A 21,868-nucleotide genomic window follows, 5' to 3' on the forward strand; every position below is an offset into this window, starting at 1 on the left:
GGGTGTGGTGCCATGCCCACCGCAACCCGCAGGCCACGCCCCCGCAGATACGACCCCGCGAAGGTGCGCGCGGCGCTCGACGCCGAGCTGCGGGCGGTGCGGGGAGCCGTGGCCGTCGTCTGCGCGGCGGAGGACGCGCGGCAACTGCTCCAGGCCCGCACCCGGCTGGGCTCCTGGACGGTCCGCGACCTGATCACGCACCTCGCCCGGGCCCTGGAGGCGCTGCCACGCGGGCTCCGGGGCCCCTCGACCGGGGAGCGGATCGACCTCCAGGGCTACGTGGGCGGTCTCTCCGTGCGGGCCGCCGAGGTCGCGGATGCCGCCGTGCGGGACTCCGAGGCGCTGCCGTCCGACGAGCCGCGAGCCGTACTGGAGCGGCTGGACGCGGCGGTCGTGGCGCTCGAGGAGGCGGTCGCCGCCACCGAGGGCCGGGGGGAGCTGGTCGGCACCGCACTCGGCGTGCTGACCGTGGACGACTTCCTGGTCACCCGCCTGCTCGAGGTCGTGGTGCACGGCGACGACCTGACCGCGGCCACCGGCGCCGCGATCCGCCACGACCGGGAGGCACTGGCCACCGTCACCCGACTGCTCGCCGACACGCTGGCGGCCCGGGCCCCGGGCGGATCGGTCGAGCTCCGGATCCCGCCGTTCGCCGTCGTCCAGTGCGTCGAGGGCCCCAGGCACACCCGGGGCACCCCGCCCAACGTCGTGGAGACCGAACCGCTCACCTGGATCCGACTGGCCACCGGCCGGCTGCCCTGGTGGGAGGCGGCCGGCGGCTCACGGCTGACCGCCAGTGGCGAGCGGGCTGACCTGTCGGAGCTGCTGCCGGTGTTCCGGGAGCGGGCGGAACCACCCGCGGCGGAGGGTGGCAGCTGACCGGCCGGACGTGGCACATCCCACTCGCCCTGCTCTGGACATCTGTAAAACCGCAGGTCAGAGCGGTGTGATCGGTCTACCCCGGGAATCCGCGGAGGCTCCGGAGACCACCACCGGTTCGGCTGGACCGGGGCTTGGCCTTAGACTCGGAGACGTGCCACGTGGTGATGGGCTACTCAGCCACGATCTCCTTCCGGGCGAAAAAGGCCCCCAGGACGCCTGCGGCGTGTTCGGGGTCTGGGCTCCGGGCGAGGAGGTCGCCAAACTGACCTACTTCGGGCTGTACGCGCTACAGCACCGTGGACAGGAGTCCGCGGGCATCGCGGTGAGCAACGGCTCCCAGATCCTGGTCTTCAAGGACATGGGACTGGTCTCGCAGGTCTTCGACGAAACCTCACTGGGCTCCCTCCAGGGCCACATCGCGGTCGGACACACCCGCTACTCCACCACCGGGGCCTCGGTGTGGGAGAACGCGCAGCCGACGTTCCGCGCGACCGCCCACGGCTCGATGGCGCTCGGCCACAACGGCAACCTCGTCAACACCGCCCAGCTCGCCGAGATGGTCGCCGACCTGCCCCGGGACGGCGGACGGGCCACCCAGGTGGCGGCCACCAACGACACCGACCTGATCACCGCCCTCCTCGCCGGCCAGGTCGACCAGGACGGCAGACCGCTGACCGTCGAGCAGGCCGCCCCCGTCGTCCTGCCCAGGGTGCGCGGAGCCTTCTCGCTGGTCTTCATGGACGAGCAGACCCTCTACGCCGCCCGCGACCCGCAGGGCATCCGGCCCCTGGTGCTCGGCCGACTGGAGCGCGGCTGGGTGATCGCCAGCGAGACCGCGGCGCTCGACATCTGCGGCGCGAGCGTCATCCGGGAGATCGAACCCGGCGAGCTGGTGGCCATCGACGAGAACGGGATGCGTTCGGTCCGCTTCGCCGAGGCCCGGCCGAAGGGCTGCGTCTTCGAGTACGTCTACCTGGCCCGCCCCGACACCGACATCGCCGGGCGGAACGTCTACCTCTCCCGGGTGGAGATGGGCCGCAGGCTGGCCGCCGAGGCCCCGGTCGAGGCCGACCTGGTGATACCGACCCCCGAGTCCGGAACGCCCGCCGCCGTAGGCTACGCCGAGGCCAGCGGTATCCCCTACGGCTCCGGGCTGGTCAAGAACTCCTACGTCGGCCGGACCTTCATCCAGCCGAGCCAGACCATCCGGCAGCTCGGCATCCGGCTGAAGCTCAACCCGCTCAAGGAGGTCATCCGGGGCAAGCGCCTGGTGGTGGTCGACGACTCGATCGTCCGCGGCAACACCCAGCGCGCCCTGGTCCGGATGCTCAGGGAGGCCGGCGCGGCCGAGGTGCACGTCCGGATCTCCTCCCCGCCGATCAAGTGGCCGTGCTTCTTCGGGATCGACTTCGCCACCCGGGCGGAGCTGATCGCCAACGGCCTCTCGGTCGAGGAGATCGGCGCCTCGCTCGGCGCGGACTCGCTCGCCTACATCTCCCTCGACGCCATGGTCGAGGCGACCACCATCGCCAAGGACGACCTCTGCCGCGCCTGCTTCGACGGTGAGTACCCGATGGACCTACCCGACCCCGAACTCCTGGGCAAGGGCCTGCTGGAAGCCGAGACCCGCGAGGCAGCCCACACCGACCTCGACGGAGTCACCTCGCTGACCCCCGGCCCCGGCGGCTCGGGAGCGCTGCGCCGCCCGTAGTCCGCCCGACGGCCGGCTGCGGCCCGCGGACGCCCCCCGTCACCCCGACACGAAAGACCTGCCTGCGATGACCGAGACCCTCCCCGGTGACTCCGGGCCCAGCTACGCTGCCGCGGGCGTCGACATCGAGGCCGGCGAGCGCGCCGTCGACCTGATGAAGAAGTGGGTGAAGAAGGCCGGCCGCCCCGAGGTGGTCGGCGGTCTGGGCGGCTTCGCCGGCCTCTTCGACGTCTCCGCGCTCAAGGGCTACCGCCGCCCGCTGCTGGCCTCCGCCACCGACGGGGTGGGCACCAAGGTGGACATCGCCCGCCGACTCGGCGTCTACGACACCATCGGCCGCGACCTGGTCGGCATGGTCGTGGACGACCTGGTGGTGTGCGGGGCCGAGCCGCTGTTCATGACCGACTACATCTGTGTGGGCAAGGTCCACCCGGAGCGGGTGGCCGCGATCGTCCGCGGGATCGCCGAGGGCTGTGTGCTCGCCGGCTGCGCCCTGGTGGGTGGCGAGACCGCCGAACACCCCGGCCTGCTCGGCGCGGACGACTTCGACGTGGCGGGCGCCGGTACCGGCGTCGTCGAGGCGGACCGGATGCTCGGCCCCGAGCGGGTCCGGGCGGGAGACGTGCTGATCGCCATGGCCTCCTCCGGGCTTCACTCGAACGGCTATTCCCTGGTCCGCCACGTGCTGTTCGAACGGGCGGGCTGGCAGCTGGAGCGCGAGGTCCCGGAGCTCGGCCGGAGCCTCGGCGCGGAGCTGCTGGAGCCGACCCGGATCTACGCCCTCGACTGCCTGGCCCTGGCCCGCGTCACCGAGGTGCACGCCTTCTCCCACATCACCGGGGGCGGGCTCGCCAGCAACCTGGCGAGGGTGGTACCCGACGGGCTGCACGCCACCCTCGACCGCTCCAGCTGGACCCCGGCGCCCGTCTTCCAGCTGGTCGGAGAGGTCGGCCCGGTCGGGCGCGAGGAGCTGGAGCGGACGCTCAACATGGGCGTCGGCATGGTCGCCGTGGTGCCGGCGGGTTCGGTCGACGTGGCGCTGGCCACCCTCGCCGACCGCGGGGTGGAGGCATGGGTGGCCGGCCGGGTCACCGAACGCGGTGAGCAGCCGGCGGCTGCCGCCCTGACCGGCGACTACGCCTCCTGAGTGGTGGAGGAGGGCGAATGACGGACGGATCGCGGTGCGACCGCGCGGAGACAGCGCAGAACCCGGCCCAGGGCGGGATCCCTGGACCGGGTCAGCTGCTGTGCCGTGGACTCGGGCGCCGCTGCGTCAGGCGCGGCGGCGCTGCGATGACCGGTCGGACGACTGCGACTCCTCGTCGTCCTGATCGTCGGTGTCGTTGTAGCGGTCCGCGTACTGTGCGTACGGGTCATCGTCCAACTCGTCATCCGCGAACGGCTCACCGTTCGGCGGCTGTTTGGTCTTCGATGCGCCCAGCTCGTCTGCCAGCCGTGCGAGGTCAGTCCCACCGCTGTTGTACTTCAGCTGGCGGGCGACCTTCGTCTGCTTGGCCTTGGCCCGGCCGCGCCCCATGGCTCGACCCCCTCAATGACGGGGCTCGACGGCCCCAGAGTCTTGACACGCGTTCATGATTCAGATCGGGCTCTCCTCGGAGAGACCGGTCCGTAGGACTTCAACGGTACCTGCTTCCGAGACCATACGGTACGTCGCCCGTAGGACGTGCCCCGGAACACACCCCTGGAGGATGCCTATCCCCGCAGGTCAGGTGTCATTTTACCGGCTCTCGCGGATCGACCCGCCGATGGGTGGTGAGACTTGTCTCCCCCACCCGTCGGGCCGACCTGCCCCTCCCGGTTTTGTGTGAGTCCGACGGTTACCGAGCGTCGCGCGCCGCCGGAGTCCCACTCCGGCGGCGGTCACCCGCCCGGAGTCGCCCCGCCGGAGCACCGCGGAGCGTCACCGGGCTCTCGCTCCATGTGCCCGCGGCGGGGCGCTGCCCGTCAGCGCTGCGCCCGTTCGCGGGCCTCGGCCATCCGCTGCTCGGCGAGCCGGTCCGCGGCCTCGGCCGGCGGGATGCCCTCGGACTTCGCCCGCTCGAAGATCGCCAATGTGGTGTCGAAGATCTCGGTCGCCTTCGCCTTGGCCCGCTCGAAGTCGAAACCGCGCAGCTCGTCGGCCACCTGGATCACCCCACCGGAGTTCACCAGGTAGTCCGGTGCGTAGAGGATGCCCCGGTCGGCGAGGTCCTTCTCCACCCCCGGGTGGGCCAGTTGGTTGTTGGCGGCGCCGCAGACGATGCGCGCGGTGAGCGCCGCCACCGTGGCGTCGTCGAGAGCGCCGCCGAGGGCGCAGGGAGCGTAGATGTCGATGTCCGAGCGGATCAGCGCGTCGGTGTCGGCGACGGCCCGCACCTCGGGGTGATCGGCCCGGATCGCGTCGACCGACTCGGCCCGCACGTCGGTGATCACGACCTCGGCGCCGTCCCGCAGCAGGTGCCCGACGAGATGCCGGCCCACCTTGCCCACCCCGGCGACACCGACCTTCCGGCCGCGCAGCGTCGGGTCGCCCCACAGGTGCTGCGCGCTGGCCCGCATGCCCTGGAAGACGCCGAAGGAGGTGAGGACCGAGGAGTCGCCGGCGCCGCCGTTCTCCGGGGAACGTCCGGTCGTCCAGCGGCACTCCCTGGCGATGACGTCCATGTCGGTGACGTACGTGCCGACGTCGCAGGCGGTCACGTAACGCCCGCCCAGCGAAGCGACGAAGCGTCCGTAGGCGAGCAGGAGCCGCTCGCTCTTGATGCCGCCCTCGGAGAGCTGCGCCGGGTCTCCGATGATCACGGCCTTGCCGCCGCCGTGGTCGAGTCCGGCGAGGGCGTTCTTGTAGGACATCCCGCGGGCGAGGTTCATCGCGTCGAGGACGGCCTCCTCGTCGGAGGCGTAGGAGTGGAAGCGAGTGCCGCCGAGGGCGGGGCCGAGAGCGGTGGAGTGGATCGCGATGACGGCCTTGAGACCGCTCTCCTCGTCCTGGCAGAGCACGACCTGCTCGTGGCCGCCCTGAGCGGACCGGAAGAGGGTGGACAGCACGGACTGAGCGCCGGATCCGGCGGGTGGACGGACATCGGTCACGGTGGTGGCTCCCGATTTCAAGGGGTGACGCCCTCCGGGGGTGGGGAGGGCCGGTCAGGCATAGCGTAAAACCTACGGGGCCGGACGGTGCTCGCAGAGCGGCTCTCCGTAGGCTCTGGGCGCGGGGCCGTGGGACGATTCGAACGGTCTGGAACGGACGGGTAGGCGACGAGGAGTGGACGCGTGGGACTGGCGTCATCGGTGATCGTTCCGTACGCGGCCTATCTACGGGTCTACGAGCCGCTGGCGGCCTTTCCAGAGCCGGAGCGCACCCGCTGGTGCGACTACGCGGAGCGCGGGCAGACCCTTTCGGAGCAGGACGAACTCCGCCGTTCGCTGGCCGACTTGCTGCCGGTTCCGCCGGTGCCGGTGCCGGTGCACGAGAGCGACGAGGCGTTCGTGGCGGTCCTGGACGGCGTCACCTGCGTCTGTCCCTGGCGCACCCGGCTGCGGGGCTGGCTGGCCCTGGAGGAGCTCTCCCGGCAGCTGCCGGCGCCGGTGCTGGACGCGGTGCTGCCGCCGGTGGTGCGGCGGCAGACGGTGGCCGACTACGAGCGTTGGCTGGAGCAGAACCCGGACGCCCGGCCGTGGATCCGTTCGGCCACCTGGCATGTGCCGGCGCGGTGGTTCGTGCTCTTCGCCGACGAGGAGCGGGAGTACCGCCGTGCGGACGAGGAGGGCGCGGAGCCCGGCCCCAGGCTCCGCTACCGCACGCCGATGGTGCAGGCGCGGCGCCGGGTGGCCCGAGGGCTGAAGGTGCTCCGGGAGGCGCTCGACGAGAGCCCCCTGATCGACGGCCTGGAGAATGTCGGTCGCTGGTTGGAGGAGTTCCACCCCCGGTCCCTCGTCGAACTGGACTACGGGGGTCTGGTACATGCTCTGGGGGACGGGCGGTTGGCCGGGGACCATTCCGCGGCCGATGTCGCGGAGGGCCTGGAGGCGCTGCGGGACGGCGACGGAGCCCGGGCCGGGGAAGCCTACGGGCGGCTCACGGACCGCTGGCGAGCCATCCGGGACCGCCAGTTCGCGAGTTGAGTAGCCGGACCATGAGCGGAGCGATCGCCGCTAATGCCCCAAGGGTCCCCAAGGGTGATGGATAGCACTTAACGGGGTCTTGCCAAAAAGCTGTACCCTCGTGGCAAAATAGGACAAGGAGCTCAGGAAGGGCTCCTTCCGTCCAACTAAGGGCGGATAGATCGCTATTGCACGGCTTGGTGGGGCTGGTGACGGCTGATCCGCGTTGTGACTGATCGTTACGGCGGGGTGACTGTCCGCTATGGCATGGTCCATCGGGTTCCGCCGAGGTTGGACGCCTCGGAGGGCAATTCCATCGGTTTGGCCGACGTGGCTGGACAGATGGTGTAGTTGTAGTGCCGAGGACAAGCCGTTCGTCCTATAACCGACTCGGCCCGCGTCCGCCATTTCGGGCAACGCGGGTCAAGGTGCAGAATTTAGAGGAAAGAACCGTGATGGTTCGGTTCTCCGAGGAGGCCGCTCATGACCGCTCGCACCCCTGATGCCGAGCCGCTGCTGACCCCGGCTGAGGTCGCCACGATGTTCCGCGTGGACCCGAAGACGGTCACACGCTGGGCCAAGGCGGGCAAGCTCACGTCTATCCGCACGCTGGGAGGGCATCGGCGCTACCGCGAAGCGGAGGTCCGTGCCCTGCTCGCGGGCATTCCGCAGCAGCGCAGCGAAGTCTGAAACACCCGCATGACCGGGCATTTCCGGGTCCCCTCGCCCGATTGATGCCCAGATAGCTCCACTTGGCGGGAGCCTGCCGCAACAGGCTCCGATCCTCTGACCGGGATGCGCCGTCGATCGCGCTGGACTCCGCCGGGTCCAGCGCGATCTTTGTGTCCAAGGGTTGTTCCCTGCGGCCCCGCTGGTTCGTCGGCCGGCGTCAACTCTCGTTCTCCGTCGAGATCGAGCGACGCCTGAAAATGGGGCGTATTGGCACTTTCCGGTGGTGTGGCGGCGAGCTGGGGCCCCGTCTTCGGGGTGCTCGCGGGGCATGGGGCGGCCCTGAGCGGGTGCCGGGGTTGCCGATTCCGCGGAGCTGCCGCTCAGGGCTCGATGGCGGCCTGTCGGGCAAAAGGGGTCGCGGGGTCGCCGCCGGCGCCTCCAAGGCGCCCTCAGGGGCCGGGAGTCCCTGGTTGCGCCACCCCGGAGCGGTGTCGTTCTGGTGGCCCGTCAGGCCCTTGCCGGTGGGGTCGAGGGGGGCCGGGCGTCCGCGTCGGTTGCCGCGGAGGCACGACTGGCAGACGTGCAATTGCACATATTAAATCGAGGTCTCGCTGGCGGGGTGTGATGTGCCTCGCTTTTGAAAGTTGCCAAGTGACACCTGTCACAGGGCGTCGCTGTTGACCCCTAAGCTTTGTCCAGGTAGTGAGACTGTGTCTTTCGCGGTGTCTTCAAGACCTGAAAGGCCTTTCCCCGGGCGGCCCTTGGACCCCGCGAGCACCCTTCCCCCGGATGTGTGAAAGGGGATACGGCCGGGGCCGGCTCGATCGTCCGTGCGAACCGGCCCCGGCCGTCAGTGCTCGGCTCCGTTCGTCGGCGCCGGCTCCGCTCCTCCCGGCGATCCGGCCGGGCTCTCCGTCGCGAGGTGGAGCAGTCTCCGGCAGATGGGACAGTGGCGGGTGAGGTGGCGGTAGCCCGCGGCTGCTGACAGATGGGCGCGGAGCAGGGCTCCGGTCTCGTGCCTCGTGGACGTCGTCATCGGCGTACCTCCCGAGCAGGCTTCCCCTGATGCCTGATTACCGTCGGCAGAGGAGCCAGTCAAGACACGGAGAAGGCCCGGATCCTGGGGATCCGGGCCCTCAAACGATGCGGTCCTGACGGGATTTGAACCCGCGGCCTCCACCTTGACAGGGTGGCGAGCACTCCAAACTGCTCCACAGGACCTTGCTGCCGCGCCTTTTCTCCGTGCGCTGCGGAGACAGACTCTACAGCAGCTCAGGCCCTCAGGTCGAACCAGTACTCCCCTTCCCGTACCGGGTTCGGATTTCCCCGGCGCGGCGTCTCGGGCCTGGTCAGGGGGAAGCGGCCTGGATCGCCTTCATGATCCGCTTGTCGGAGACCGGGTAGGCGGTCCCCAGGGCGTGCGCGAAGTAGCTGACCCGCAGCTCCTCGATCATCCAGCGGATCTCCGCGACCTCCCGCGGCACCGGGCGTCCCGCGGGCAGCCGCTCCAGCAGCCGGGCGTACTCCGCCCGCATCTGGTGGACCTTCGCCATGCGGGTGCGGTCCCGCTCGGCGTTGTGCGGCAGCTGCTGGAGCCGACGGTCGACGGCGACGAGGTAGCGCAGCAGGTCCGGCAGCCGCCGAACGCCGTGAGCCGTCACGAAGCCGGGCTTGACCAGTGTGCCGAGCTGCTCCCGGATGTCGGTCAGCGAGGGCAGGAGCACCGGCGAGGTCGTCGCCTTCAACCGGCCTTCGCAGGAGTGCCAGGCGGACAGCACCTCCCGCACTTTCCGCACCGCGTCCATCGTGGCGTCGACCAACTCGCTCCGCACCGCGTCGAGCAGCTTGCGGAAGGCCTCCTCGTCCCAGGCCGGTCCGCCGTGGGCGGCGATCAACCGGTCGGCGGCGGCGCTGACGCAGTCGTCGAAGAGGGCCTGCACGCTGCCGTGCGGACAGCGGGAGAGCGCCAGCTTCTCGGCGTTGCTCAACTTCTGTTGGGCGAACTTCGCCGGACTGGCGGGCGTGTTGAGCAGGATCAGCCGGCGAGTGCCCCGCCACATGGCCGCGGACTGCTCCGCTGCGGTGTCGAAGAGCTGCACCGAGACGCTGTCCCCGTCGTCGACCAGTGCCGGATAGGCCCGCACCGGCTGCCCCGCCCGACGGGTCTCGAAGGTCCGCTCCAGGGTCCCCACCGTCCAGGAGGTGAGCCCCCGGCGCTGGGCCGGCAGCGGCGACTCGGCCGCGGGCGCCGACGCATCTCCGCCGCCGCGCCCGCCGGCCCGCTCGCGTCGACCGCCGCGGCCACGCTGGGCGGCGGCCCGCTCGAAGGCCTCGGAGATCGCCGCCTGGGTCCTCGGTCTCAGCCGCAGCCGCAGCGCCTCGAGGTCCTTGTCCTCGGCGACCGTGCGGCCACGCTCGTCGACCACCCGGAAGGTGATCTTCAAGTGGTCCGGGACCCGGGCGGGATCCCAGTCCCCGGGCTCGACCCTGACCCCCGTCATCCGCTGCAGCTCCCGGCCGAGCGTCACGGTCAACGGCTCCGAGCGCGGCGAGGCGACCGCCAGGAACCGTCGGGCGTAGTCCGGAGCCGGCACGCAGTTGCGGCGGATGGCCTTCGGGAGCGAGCGGATCAGTTCGGTGACGAGCTCCTGGCGGAGCCCCGGGATCTGCCAGTCGAAGCCCTCCTCGGAGACCTGGTTGAGCACCGGCAGCGGCAGGTGGACGGTGACCCCGTCGGCGTCCGTCCCGGGCTCGAACTGGTACGTCACCGGGAAGGTCAGCTCCCCCTGGCGCCAGGAGTCCGGGTAGTCCTCCTCGCTGAGCTCCGGCGCCTGCTCGTTGATGAGCATGGACTTCTCGAAGTTCAGCAGCTCCGGATCCTCCCGGCGCCGTTTCTTCCACCAGGAGTCGAAGTGCGCGCCCGAGACGATCTGCTCCGGCAACTGCCGGTCGTAGAAGTCGAAGAGGGTCTCGTCGTCGACCAGGATGTCCCGGCGGCGGGCCCGGTGCTCCAGCTCCTCGACCTCCTCCAGCAGGTTCCGGTTGTCGTGGAAGAACTGGTGGTGGGTACGCCAGTCGCCCTCCACCAGGGCGTGCCGGATGAACAGCTCGCGCGAGGTCTCGGGGTCGATCCGGCCGTAGTTGACCTTCCGTCGGGCGACGATCGGCACCCCGTACAGCGTCACCCGCTCGTACGCCATCACGGCCGCCTGCCGCTGCTCCCAGTGCGGCTCGCTGTAGGTGTGCTTCACCAGGTGCCGCGCCAGCGGCTCGATCCACTCCGGCTCGATCCTGGCGTTCACCCGGGCCCACAGCCGGGAGGTCTCCACCAGCTCCGCCGACATCACCCAGCGCGGCGGCTTCTTGAACAGCGCCGATCCGGGGAAGACGGCGAACTTGGCGCCCCGCGCTCCGAGGTACTCGTTCCGCCCCGACTCCTTCCGCGCACCGGACTCCTTCCGGGCGCCCTTCCCGGCCTCCTCGCCCACCACGTACTTCACCCCGATGTGCGAGAGCAGGCCGGCCAGCAGCGAGGCGTGGATCCGGTCCGGCGGTGCCGGCTGCTGGTCGGCGGAGGCCGCGGGGACGTGGATGTCCATCGTCCTGGCCACCTGCCGCAGTTGGGAGTGGATGTCCTGCCACTCCCGTATCCGCAGGTAGTTGAGGAACTCCGAGCGGCACATCCGGCGGAACGCCGAGGAGGACAGCGCCCGCTGCTGTTCGCGCACGTAGCGCCAGAGGTTCAGGAAGGAGAGGAAGTCCGAGTTCTCGTCGGCGAACCGCCGGTGGCTCTCGTCCGCCTGCTGCTGCTTCTCGGCCGGCCGCTCCCGCGGGTCCTGGATGGACAGCGCGGCGGCGATCACCATCACCTCGTGCACGCAGCCGTTCCGGTCGGCCTCCAGGACCATCCGGGCCAGCCGCGGGTCGACCGGCAGCTGGGAGAGTCGGCGGCCGGTCTGGGTGAGCCGGTGCCGGCCCGCCTTGCCTCCGGTCTCCAGCGCGCCGAGTTCCTCCAGCAGTTGGACGCCGTCCTTGATCTGGCGCCGGTCCGGCGGGTCGATGAACGGGAACTCCTCGATGTCGCCGAGGCCCGCCGCGGACATCTGGAGGATCACCGAGGCCAGGTTGGTCCGCAGGATCTCGGCGTCGGTGAACTCCGGCCGGGTGAGGAAGTCGTCCTCGGAGTACAGCCGGACGCAGATGCCGTCCGCGGTGCGCCCGCAGCGGCCCTTCCGCTGGTTGGCACTGGCCTGCGAGACCGGCTCGATGGGCAGCCGCTGCACCTTGGTGCGGTGGCTGTACCGGGAGATCCGGGCGGTGCCCGGATCGATCACGTAGCGGATCCCCGGAACCGTCAGCGAGGTCTCGGCGACGTTGGTGGCCAGCACGATCCGGCGTCCGCCGTGCCGCTGGAAGACCCGGTGCTGCTCGGCGTGCGAGAGCCGGGCGTACAGCGGCAGCACCTCGGTGTCGCGGAGCTTCTTCTTGCCGAGCGCGTCCGCGGTGTCGCGGATCTCCCGCTCGCCGGAGAGGAAGACGAGGATGTCGCCCGGGCCTTCCGCCTGCAGCTCGTCGACCGCGTCGCAGATGGCCGTGGTCTGGTCGCGGTCACCGTCCTCGGAGCCCTCCTCCAGCAGCGGCCGGTAGCGGACCTCCACCGGATAGGTGCGGCCGGAGACCTCCACGATCGGGGCGTCGCCGAAGTGCCGGGAGAACCGCTCCGGATCGATCGTCGCCGAGGTGATCACGACCTTCAGCTCCGGGCGCCTGGGCAGCAGCTGGGCGAGGTAGCCGAGGATGAAGTCGATGTTGAGGCTGCGCTCGTGGGCCTCGTCGATGATGATCGTGTCGTACTGGCGCAGCTCCCGGTCGGTCTGGATCTCGGCCAGCAGGATGCCGTCCGTCATCACCTTGACCAGGGTGTCCGCCCCGACCTGGTCGGTGAAGCGCACCTTCCAGCCGACGGTCTCCCCCAGCGGGCGGTCCACCTCCTCGGCGACCCGCTCGGCCACCGTGCGCGCCGCGATCCGCCGGGGCTGGGTGTGCCCGATCAGGCCCCGGACGCCGCGGCCCAGCTCCAGACAGATCTTGGGCAGCTGGGTGGTCTTCCCGGAGCCGGTCTCACCGGCGACGATGACCACCTGGTGGTCGCGTATCGCCGCGCGGATCTCGTCCTTCCGCTGGCTGACCGGCAGCTGCTCCGGGTAGCTGACCGCGGGCACCGAGGCGCGGCGGAGCGCGACGCGCCGCTCGGCGGCCTCGATGTCGGCGGCGATCTCTTCGAGCGCCTTCCGCCGGGCCTCCGGCTTGCGGACGCGGCGTACACCGTCGAGACGACGACCGATGCGCCGCTCGTCGCGCAGGGTCAGCTCGGCGAGCCGGGAGCCCAGGGCCTCGAAGGAGGCGGCGTCGGCGGAGGGGGCTGGCGAGGGCGAGGAAGTAGGCATACCGGGTCAAGGATGTCACCTGCGGGAAACGGCTGGCGAGTGAGTTCCCGTCCCGCGTGCCGTCACCCGTCCGCTCGCCGGGGCGGCCGGGGGCGGCTTCTCCGGTCGACTCCGCCCGGGGGTGTCCCGCGGCGGCGCTCCGGTCGGCGGTGGGGCCGGGCCCGTGTGCCGCTACGCCGATCGTGGGACGGGCTCGGTGAGGCGCTTCGGCGGGTGAACGACAGAACACCCCCTGCCGGATGTCTCCGACAGGGGGTGTTCTCGCCCTGATGGGCTGCGGTGGCTGGGGCCGGGGTCGAACCGGCGACCTTCCGCTTTTCAGGCGGACGCTCGTACCAACTGAGCTACCCAGCCACGAAGTTCACGAGGAACTTCAGCGGTCCTGACGGGATTTGAACCCGCGGCCTCCACCTTGACAGGGTGGCGAGCACTCCAAACTGCTCCACAGGACCAAGCTTGTGCGAGAACCAGTCTCGCACAGATCTTGCGTGCCCCCAACGGGATTCGAACCCGTGCTACCGCCTTGAAAGGGCGGCGTCCTGGGCCACTAGACGATGAGGGCCGATGGCCCACCTGGGCGCCGAGGGGCGCCGTCGGGGACGCGAGAAGCATATGGGATCAGGGGAGTGTTCGCCAAAACGGTTACGGCTCGGTCGGCGAGGGCGAGGCGCCGGGACGGTTGTCCGCCGGCAGATGACGGCTGACCTCGGCGGTCGACAGCCCCAGCCCGCCCAGGTCGATCTCGTCCCAGGCCTGCAGCAGCCGGGTGTCCCGGTCCAGGTAGAGCACCGAGGCCTGGACGTCGGCCGGCTCGTCGCCCTCCACGGCGCGCAGCCCGTCCCCGCCGGTCGACCCCTGGACCATCAGCCGGGTGCCGCCGTCCAGGTCGTAGGTCTTCCGGTTGTGGGTGTGGCCGGCCAGCACCAGGGGGACGGTGCCGGCGGTCTCCCGGGCGGCCACCGGGTTGTGTGCGACGGCGATGTCCACCGGCAGTCCCAGCGCCTTCTGCTTCCTGATCGCGGTGGCCAGCTCCCGGCCGGCGCGCCGCTCCTCCGCGTCGCCGGAGGGCTTCACCGAGCGGTCCGGGGTGAACTGCGGGTCTCCGACGCCCGCGATCCGCACGCCGCCGACCTGCACGGGCTTCCCCCGGTCCAGGACGTGCACGTTCTTCCGGCCCGCCAGCGACTTCTGGGTCGTCTTGGAGTCGTGGTTGCCCCGCACCCAGACGTACGGGGCGCCGAGGTCGGGGATCGGGTCGAGGAAGTGGTTCTCGGCGGCGGTGCCGTGGTCCATGGTGTCGCCGGAGTCGATGATCACGTCGATGTCGTACTGCTCGACCAGCGAGCGGATGATGTGCCAGGCGGCCGGGTTGAGATGGATGTCGGAGACGTGCAGCACCCGGATCGTCGTCGGGTCCGGCTGGTAGGAGGGCAGGTTCGCGGTGGCGTCGTAGAGCTTGGTGACGTTGGTGACCAGCCGGGCCAGCTCCTGCTGGTAGGCGTCGAAGTCGCTGACCACGCTCCGGGCGTTGCCCACGACGTTCGGAGCGCTGCTGAGCAGCCCGGAGAACTTCGGCTCCAGCACCGACTTCGGGTTCCAGGTGGCGTACGCCACCCCTCCGCAGGAGGCCAGCAGGACCAGCGCCAGCCCGCCGGCGGCCAGGGCCCGGCGGGGGCGCCGGTAGACCACCAGCCCGAGCGTGGTGGCGCCGAAGAGCACCGCGGCGGCCGAGCGGGCGGCGAGGTCGGTGGCGCCGGCGGCCACGTCGTCGGCGATCTTCCCCTGTAGGCCGGATATCCGTTCCGGGTGGTCCACCAGGGCCTGGGACCGCTCGGGGTCCAGCCGGTCGACGTCGACGTCCAGCCGGATCGGGGCGGAGTGGCTCTGCAGCTCCAGCGAGCCCAGCGGCGAGACGTTGATCTTCGTGCCGCCGTCGGCGGAGGGGTGGAGGGCCATCCGGGTGTCCATCGGCCCCACCGGCACCCGGACGCTCCCCACGACCAGCAGTCCGAGCCAGGCCCCGACCAGCACCACGGCGCCCAGGCCCAAGGCGCCGGCCAGCGGACGAGGGGCACGGGTCAGGGAGCGGGGAGCGGAGCGGCGGTGGGCGGCGACCAGGGCGCGACAGCGGCGCAGCGCCCGCGCGCCCCTGGCGCGGACGGAGCGGGCGATGCGTGGGAGCCATGGCGGCCGGTCTGCTGCGCGAGCCATTGGGACCGTATGCCCAGCTCGACCGCCGGCCATGCCCGGCCGTCGACGGCGCCGGGCCGGGCGGTGCCATGCCCGGCGCCGTCGCCGTGGCCCCCGGGGCGGGGGCCGGGCGGCCCGCCACGGCCGGGGGTGGGGCCGGGCCGGGCTGCCGGTGGCGGAGAATGGCCGTGTGCTGGAGATGACGCGTGAGGAGTTCGAGGAACTGGTCGCCGAGGCGCTGGACCGCATCCCGCCCGAGCTGACCCGGCTGATGGACAACGTCGCGGTGTTCGTGGAGGACGAGCCGCCGGCGGACGACCCTGAGCTGCTCGGGTTGTACGAGGGCACGCCGCTGACCGACCGGGGCGAGTGGTACGCGGGCGTCCTGCCGGACCGGATCACCATCTACCGGGGGCCGACGCTCCGGATGTGCGCCACCCGCGAGGAGGTCGTCACCGAGTCGGAGATAACGGTCGTCCACGAGATCGCGCACCACTTCGGCATCGACGACGAGCGCCTGCACGCCCTGGGGTACGGCTGAGGCGGCGCCTCCCCCCGGCGTCGGGCCGGGACGGGAGTCGACGGAACCACGGCGTGGTGGCGGGAGATGTGGCTGACCGGGTGATTTGCTCTCCGGGGCGGCTGGTGCGTATGGTTGTAGATCGTTTGATCCCACTTGCCCGGCGCCGTTTCCGAAGAGCGCCGTGTGGCGCGTTCCTGTTCCGAGCCGTGGCTGAGGCTAGACCGCATTGAGGCGGTCGTAGGTCGTATGCGATTCGCGGAGTACTGGGCGCGTGCCGAGAACTCCGGAAGGTTTCGCATCTCGCATGTCTGTTTCCACGTCTGATCGACCCCGCACGTCCGATTTCGCCGAAGAAGAGAACTCCGTCTCGCCGGAGCAGCTCGCCACGGAGGCCGTGAAGGCCGCGGACGCCGCCGCCATGCCGACCACAGCGGAGGCAGCCACCGGCGAGACCGTCCCCGCCGACGGGGCCGCGGAGAGCACCGAGGACGCGGCGGTCGTCACCGACGCCGCCCCGGAGGCCCCGCAGCAGCCCGCCGAGCCGGGCTTCGGGGAACTCGGGCTCGCTGAGCCGATCGTCCGCAAGCTCGCCCAGAACGGCGTCACCACCCCGTTCCCGATCCAGGCCGCGACCATCCCGGACGCGCTCGCCGGGCGGGACATCCTGGGCCGCGGTCGTACCGGCTCCGGCAAGACCCTCTCCTTCGGGCTGCCACTCCTCTCCCAGCTGGCCGGCGGCCACACCGAGAAGAAGCGGCCCCGCGGCCTGGTGCTCACCCCGACCCGTGAGCTGGCGATGCAGGTCGCCGACGCGCTCCAGCCCTACGGTGACGTGCTCGGCCTGAAGATGAAGGTCGTCTGCGGCGGCACCTCGATGGGCAACCAGATCTACGCCCTGGAGCGTGGCGTCGACATCCTCGTCGCCACCCCGGGGCGGCTCCGCGACGTCATCGACCGGGGCGCGGCCAGCCTGGACAAGGTCCAGGTCGCGGTCCTCGACGAAGCCGACCAGATGGCCGACATGGGCTTCCTGCCCGAGGTCACCGAGATCCTCGACCTCGTGCCGCCCGGCGGCCAGCGGCTGCTGTTCTCCGCCACCCTGGAGAACGAGATCGACACCCTGGTCAAGCGCTACCTCGTGGACCCGGTGACCCACCAGGTCGACGCGGCGCAGGGTGCCGTCAGCACCATGAACCACCACGTCTTCATCGTGAAGCCGAGGGACAAGGCGCCGGTCACCGCCGCCATCGCCGCCCGCAAGGGCCGCACCCTCATCTTCGTACGGACCCAGATGGGCGCCGACCGGGTCGCCGAGCAGCTGCGCGAGTCCGGGGTACGGGCCGACGCGCTGCACGGCGGTATGACCCAGGGGGCGCGCACCCGGACCCTGGCCGACTTCAAGGACGGCTACGTCAACTGCCTGGTGGCGACCGACGTCGCCGCCCGCGGCATCCACGTCGACGGCATCGACCTGGTGCTCAACGTGGACCCGGCCGGCGACCACAAGGACTACCTGCACCGCTCCGGGCGCACGGCCCGTGCCGGTCGCAGCGGCACCGTCGTCTCGCTGGCCCTTCCGCACCAGCGCCGGCAGATCTTCCGGCTGATGGAGGACTCGGGCGTCGACGCCGGCCGGCACTTCGTCAGCGGGGCGGGGGCGTTCGACGAGGACGTGGCCCGTATCACCGGGGCGCGTTCGCTCACCGAGGTCCAGGCGGAGTCCGCCGCGAACTCGGCTCGGCAGGCGGAGCGCGAGGTGGAGGAGCTGACGCGTGAGCTCGGCCGGGTGCAGCGGCGGGCCGCGGAGCTGCGCGACGAGGCCGACCGGCTGCTGATGCGGGCGGCCCGCGAGCGGGGCGAGGACCCGGCGGCCGCGGTGGCCGTGGCGGCCGCGGAGCAGGCCGCTCCGGAAGCCGAGGTGAGCCTGCCGGCCCAGGCCGAACCGGTCTCCGGGGAGAGCGTGCCGACGCAGAGCCGGCCGGAGGAACGCCGGGAGGAGCGCAACGGCTACGACCGGGGCGACCGTGGTGACCGGGGCGGGTCCTACCGGGACCGCCGGGAGGACCGCGGCAGCTACCAGCGCCGTGACGAGCGGGGCAACTACGACCGCCGGGACCGCGAGCGCCGCGATGACCGTCCGGCGCGCCGGGACGACCGGGGCGGGTACGGCCGGGACCGCCGCGACGACCGCTCGGACCGATTCGGTGGCGGCTTCGGCCGCGACCGCGGGGAAGGCCGCTCCTTCGACCAGCGCGGCGACCGCCAGGGCGGCGGGGGCTACTACCGGGAGCGGCGGGACAGCCGGCCCGGTGGCGGGTTCAACCGTGACCGGCGGGACGACCGTCCGGGCGGTGGGTTCAATCGGGACCGGCGGGATGACCGTCCGGGTGGCGGGTTCAACCGTGACCGGCGGGATGACCGTCCGGGCGGTGGGTTCAACCGTGACCGGCGCGATGACCGTCCCGGTGGCTCGCATGACCGCAGGGAGTTCAAGTACCGGGGCGGCGACCGTCCTTACCGCGAGCGCCGCGATGACCGTCCGGCGCGCCGGGACGACCACCACGGCGGCGCGACCGGCGGGCGCTCCTTCGACCGCCGAGCCGACAAGCCCCGTTGGAAGCGCAACGGCTGAGTTCAGCCGAGGAGTTGACAGACCGGGTCGGTGCGGCGGACTCCGCCGCACCGACCCGGCCCCCCGGCTCCGTGGTGTCCCGTCGCGGGGGGATACCCCGAACGGGACACCTTCTGGGGCCGCTATGCTCGGGGGAGCAACATCGCGGGCCGTTAGCTCAACAGGCAGAGCAGTGGACTTTTAATCCATTGGTTGTGGGTTCGAGTCCCACACGGCCTACTGAGCGCAGGGAGGGATACCCCCTCTGAACTGCGAGGAAGCGCCCGAACCGGCTTGATCGGTCCGGGCGCTTCGCCGTTCCGCAGCCGGACCGGCGGACACGGTCCCCGACAGGGTCCCGACGCGGGGTGCCATGGAGTGGCCCAAGGTCGCGGGGTGCCATGGAGTGGCCCGGGGGCGCGGGGTGCCATGGAGTGGCCCGGGGTCGCGGGGTGTGGCGCGGGGTGCCCTGCCCGGCCCCGGGCGGCTCGGGGTGCCGAGCCGGGGGACAGGGCGCACACTGGATTGTCATGAGCGATGTGCCGACGTCCGGGCAGTGGGTGCCTGGGCGGTGGGTCCTCAGGCTGGGGCTCCGCACCTCGCTGTTGGCCCGGCCTCGGCGGACGACCGCGACGGACGGGCCCGGCTCGGCGCCGGCCGCCCGCTGTGCGGCCCCCGGCCGCGCGCCTCTGACGGCTCTCGCGATGTCCGGGGGCGGGCACCGGAAGACGTGCGACGAGGCGGCTCCGAGGCCGGCCGAAGAGGAGCAGCACAGGGGAGCAGCGCAGGCGAGGAGGCGACCGTGTCCGTGGCGTTCGACGTGACCGTGGAGATCCCCCAGGGCTCCCGCAACAAGTACGAGATGGATCATCGGGCCGGGCGGATCCGGCTCGACCGGACGCTCTTCACCGCCACCCGCTACCCGGCCGACTACGGCTTCATCGGCCGCACCCTCGGCCGGGACGGTGACCCGCTCGACGCCCTCGTGCTGGTCGGCGAACCCACCTTTCCCGGGTGTCTGATCAGCTGCCGGGCGATCGGCATGTTCGTCATGCGCGACGAGCGAGGACCGGACGAGAAGGTGCTGTGTGTTCCGGCCAACGACCTCCGCCACGAGGCCGTGCAGGACGTCACCGACATCGCGGAGTTCGAGCTTCTGGAGATGAGCCACTTCTTCCGGGTCTACAAGGAGCTCGAACCCGGTAAGTCCGTCGAGGGATCACACTGGGTGGGCCGCGAGGAGGCGTACGCCGAGATCGCGGCGTCGCGGGAGCGGGCCGCCCGGGAAAACAGCGGCTGACGCCCTGACGCCCTGACGCCCTGACGCTTGGATCCTGACGCCTGGATCCTGAAGATGTGCGGGCCTGGTCCTGGGGGTGAGGCCAGGACGGATGTACGGCTCCGGGCGCGGTGCCCGCGGTACCCGCGGTACCGCGGAGCAGCGGCCGCTGTGAGCGGCTTCGGCCGGCCCGTCCCTGGATGACGGGCCTGGGGCGCGTCCTTCCGGTGGCCCGTTCGCGGTCGCTGTCCTCGTTCTCCGAACCGACCCGGGGCCGGCCCATGCTCCGGTCGACCTCCGGTCCGGCCACCCCCGCCGCGCGCTGCCGCGGGAGGTGGCCGGAACCTTCTGAAGCGTGCGCCTGACGCGACGTGACCAACGCCGTCGCCGTTTGACATGAAACTGACAGTCTTGCCGCTCTGGGGCATAGCGACCCTCTTTCGCAGCCATCATCTGGCCATACCCCCCACGTAGGCAGGAGTTTGGTCATGCGCGCGAGAATGCGATCGGTCCCCGCGGCCGTGGCGCTGGCGGCAACCGCCGCGCTGTTCCTCCCGGGCGTCGCCCACGCCGATCCGGCGCTGGGCGCCGTGGCCGAGAAGCAGGCCGCCAGCGCCTCGACGATCCGTACCGAAGCCATCCACACCGAGAGCGTCCGGACCCTGGCGATCGAGTACCAGGTGCAGGAGACCGGCTACTGGTGCGGTCCGGCGGCCACCCGCATCGCGCTCTCCGCGCGTATCGCCCCGCCCAGCCAGGCGGTCCTGGCCGAGCAACTCGGCACCCACACCGGCGGCACGGACCACATCAGCCAGGTGACCGGTGTGCTCAACGCCAACCTCGGCACCGGCTGGTACGAGACGAAGGAGATGCCCAACGATCCGCCGACCCAGGCGCAGAAGGACCTGCTCTGGAACGACATCATCCTGGACATCGACAACAACTACCCGCTGGTGACGAACATCGTCGCGCCGCCCGGGAACCAGCCTCCCGGCTACCCGCCGAACGAGACGATCTACCACTACTTCACGGTGATCGGCTACGACACCGACAACCGGACCGTGCAGATAGCCGACCCGGCCTCGTTCGGCGGCAACCAGATCTACTGGCTGACCTTCGACCACCTCGCGTCGCTCATCCCGCCGAAGGGATATTCGGCCTGACCCGTCCGCCGGGAGTCCCCGCAGAGGTAACGGCGGCTTTCCACTGAGGAGTTGTCGGGTCGTCGGACGGGCGGCCCGGCAGCTTCCGACCAAGAAGCGAAAGAGGGGGAACGTGAGAATCAGAACCCTGGTGGCGACCCTGGCCATGGCGCCGGCGCTGGCGGTCGGGGCTGGGACCGCGGTCGCGGCTCCGTCGGCGACCGCGGACTCCTGCGCGAGCACCATGATCTTCGAAGTGGGCGGCCACGGAGACCCGGAGGCATCCGTCTACGACCGGACCAACGCCACACTTCCGGCGGGGACCGCGTTCATCAAGATCCGCTACTCGGCCTCGATCGCTCCGTTCCCCGGCGACACCGTCTCCATGGACGATTCCGTCGCGGAGGGCATCGCCAAGCTGGACGCCGAGGTCCGCACCTTCCACGCGGCCTGCCCGGACTCGCACATCAGCATCTCCGGATACTCCCAGGGAGCGATCGTCGCCGGTGACGAGCTGAACGCCCTCTCGCAGGAGGACGCCATTCCGCACGGGCAGATCAACGGGGTCCTCTACGGCGACCCCCGGCGCCCGGGGGTCAACGGCGGACCCGGAGGTATCGAGGGCAATCTGCCGACGATCCTGCCCGGTCTGTCGATGCGCGGGCCGCGGGCGTTCGGTGACATCGCCGTCCAGGAGATCTGCAACAAGAACGACGGCATCTGCCACTCGGAGAACCCGATCACCAACCTGTTGGGCTTCGCCAACGGTGTGGCCGGCTACTTCCTCGGTGACCACGCCTACGACATCGACCCCAGCGCGGTCTCCGGCAGTGGTGACCAGCTCATCGACCAGCCGCCGCGGGTGCCGCACGGCGCACCGCTGCCGCTGCCGATCGGCACCCCGTGGGAGATGTGGAACGGCGACCTCAGCCGTGCGCAGAGCGAGGTCGGCAGTGTGCGCGGACTGGTTGCCGCGCAGCTGACACCCGAAATGCGCGACCGCCTGGCCGAGTTCCCGTGGCTATCCGTTCCCTGAGCGACGGCCGCGGGAGCGGACGGGGCCGCGGTTCCTGACCGACTCGGCTGGGAGTTCCTCGTCCGTACCGACCTTCGACAGTGCACCGGTAGATCATATGGTCTACCGGTGCACTGCTGTTTGGGTCGGAAACCAAGACGAGGTCAGGCAAACTCGGTGATCTTCCCTCTTGTGGTGACCAACCATCCTGGCTCAGCTGATGCTTTCCAGCCAGGCGTATAGCGTGGCAAGCGCTGATGAACCCAGACCACCGCACGTTTTCGAGCAGGCA

At 71.1% G+C, this 21,868-nt stretch carries 15 protein-coding genes and 5 tRNA genes; 11 read left to right on the top strand and 9 right to left on the bottom strand.

The window, feature by feature from the left end; genetic code table 11:
• Positions 1-12 precede the first annotated feature (12 nt).
• The 3 genes from BGP73_RS10255 to purM all read left to right on the top strand — a co-directional run bounded on the left by BGP73_RS10255 (position 13) and on the right by purM (position 3,740).
• On the top strand, positions 13-879 hold the full coding sequence (locus BGP73_RS10255; RefSeq protein WP_069813916.1) for a sterol carrier family protein: 867 nt from the start codon (positions 13-15) through the stop codon (positions 877-879).
• Positions 880-1,033: 154 nt separating this feature from the next.
• Positions 1,034-2,593 (top strand): amidophosphoribosyltransferase, encoded by a 1,560-nt coding sequence (gene purF, locus BGP73_RS10260; protein WP_069813917.1) that lies wholly within the window; start codon positions 1,034-1,036, stop codon positions 2,591-2,593.
• 67 nt (positions 2,594-2,660) lie between these two features.
• Positions 2,661-3,740 (top strand): phosphoribosylformylglycinamidine cyclo-ligase, encoded by a 1,080-nt coding sequence (gene purM / locus BGP73_RS10265; RefSeq protein WP_069813918.1) that lies wholly within the window; start codon positions 2,661-2,663, stop codon positions 3,738-3,740.
• A gap of 126 nt (positions 3,741-3,866) precedes the next feature.
• On the opposite strand, the gene BGP73_RS10270 is transcribed toward purM, so the two are convergent.
• Both BGP73_RS10270 and BGP73_RS10275 read right to left on the bottom strand, forming a co-directional pair.
• Positions 3,867-4,130 carry a DUF3073 domain-containing protein gene (locus BGP73_RS10270; protein WP_069813919.1) on the bottom strand — a complete coding sequence of 88 codons (264 nt, stop codon included), beginning with the start codon at positions 4,128-4,130 and terminating at the stop codon, positions 3,867-3,869.
• Positions 4,131-4,558: 428 nt separating this feature from the next.
• Positions 4,559-5,683, bottom strand: coding sequence for a Leu/Phe/Val dehydrogenase (locus BGP73_RS10275; protein WP_069813920.1), 1,125 nt, complete (start codon positions 5,681-5,683; stop codon positions 4,559-4,561).
• Between the two features lie 183 nt (positions 5,684-5,866).
• Between BGP73_RS10275 and BGP73_RS10280 the strand changes: the two genes are divergently transcribed.
• Together BGP73_RS10280 and bldC are read left to right on the top strand one after the other, a co-directional pair.
• Positions 5,867-6,718 (top strand): hypothetical protein, encoded by an 852-nt coding sequence (locus BGP73_RS10280; RefSeq protein WP_069813921.1) that lies wholly within the window; start codon positions 5,867-5,869, stop codon positions 6,716-6,718.
• Positions 6,719-7,180: 462 nt separating this feature from the next.
• Positions 7,181-7,387 carry a developmental transcriptional regulator BldC gene (gene bldC / locus BGP73_RS10285; protein ID WP_027749187.1) on the top strand — a complete coding sequence of 69 codons (207 nt, stop codon included), beginning with the start codon at positions 7,181-7,183 and terminating at the stop codon, positions 7,385-7,387.
• An 832-nt stretch (positions 7,388-8,219) separates the two neighbouring features.
• On the opposite strand, the gene BGP73_RS22005 is transcribed toward bldC, so the two are convergent.
• The 7 genes from BGP73_RS22005 to BGP73_RS10315 form a co-directional block, all read right to left on the bottom strand.
• Positions 8,220-8,405, bottom strand: a complete 186-nt coding sequence (locus tag BGP73_RS22005; RefSeq protein ID WP_079127394.1) for a DUF6274 family protein — start codon at positions 8,403-8,405, stop codon at positions 8,220-8,222.
• Between the two features lie 110 nt (positions 8,406-8,515).
• Positions 8,516-8,590 (bottom strand) — tRNA-Asp (locus tag BGP73_RS10290).
• 128 nt (positions 8,591-8,718) lie between these two features.
• A complete protein-coding gene (hrpA, locus tag BGP73_RS10295) occupies positions 8,719-12,816 on the bottom strand; it encodes an ATP-dependent RNA helicase HrpA (RefSeq protein ID WP_069813922.1) in 4,098 nt (1,365 codons plus the stop codon).
• Positions 12,817-13,096: 280 nt separating this feature from the next.
• Positions 13,097-13,170: transfer RNA gene (locus BGP73_RS10300), tRNA-Phe, on the bottom strand.
• Positions 13,171-13,193: 23 nt separating this feature from the next.
• Positions 13,194-13,268 (bottom strand) — tRNA-Asp (locus BGP73_RS10305).
• A gap of 37 nt (positions 13,269-13,305) precedes the next feature.
• Positions 13,306-13,378, bottom strand: a tRNA-Glu gene (locus BGP73_RS10310).
• Positions 13,379-13,458: 80 nt separating this feature from the next.
• A complete protein-coding gene (locus BGP73_RS10315; RefSeq protein ID WP_069813923.1) occupies positions 13,459-15,027 on the bottom strand; it encodes a metallophosphoesterase family protein in 1,569 nt (522 codons plus the stop codon).
• A 169-nt stretch (positions 15,028-15,196) separates the two neighbouring features.
• On the opposite strand from BGP73_RS10315, the gene BGP73_RS10320 reads away from it, so the two are divergent.
• The 6 genes from BGP73_RS10320 (at position 15,197) to BGP73_RS10345 (ending at position 21,597) form a co-directional block, all read left to right on the top strand.
• Positions 15,197-15,547, top strand: a complete 351-nt coding sequence (locus BGP73_RS10320) for a metallopeptidase family protein (RefSeq protein ID WP_069813924.1) — start codon at positions 15,197-15,199, stop codon at positions 15,545-15,547.
• A 286-nt stretch (positions 15,548-15,833) separates the two neighbouring features.
• The gene (locus BGP73_RS10325) at positions 15,834-18,161 is read left to right on the top strand and encodes a DEAD/DEAH box helicase (RefSeq protein ID WP_079127395.1); all 2,328 of its coding nucleotides are present in this window, start codon (positions 15,834-15,836) and stop codon (positions 18,159-18,161) included.
• 146 nt (positions 18,162-18,307) lie between these two features.
• A tRNA-Lys gene (locus BGP73_RS10330) sits at positions 18,308-18,380 on the top strand.
• Between the two features lie 568 nt (positions 18,381-18,948).
• Positions 18,949-19,440 (top strand): inorganic diphosphatase, encoded by a 492-nt coding sequence (locus tag BGP73_RS10335; protein ID WP_069814019.1) that lies wholly within the window; start codon positions 18,949-18,951, stop codon positions 19,438-19,440.
• Between the two features lie 467 nt (positions 19,441-19,907).
• The gene (locus tag BGP73_RS10340) at positions 19,908-20,582 is read left to right on the top strand and encodes a C39 family peptidase (RefSeq protein ID WP_170837805.1); all 675 of its coding nucleotides are present in this window, start codon (positions 19,908-19,910) and stop codon (positions 20,580-20,582) included.
• A gap of 112 nt (positions 20,583-20,694) precedes the next feature.
• Positions 20,695-21,597: a PE-PPE domain-containing protein gene (locus BGP73_RS10345; protein WP_139134549.1), complete on the top strand. Its 903-nt coding sequence runs from the start codon at positions 20,695-20,697 to the stop codon at positions 21,595-21,597.
• The last annotated feature ends 271 nt before the right edge of the window (positions 21,598-21,868 follow it).

This window comes from Streptomyces sp. TP-A0874 (genome assembly GCF_001748085.1).
GTDB lineage: Bacteria > Actinomycetota > Actinomycetes > Streptomycetales > Streptomycetaceae > Streptomyces.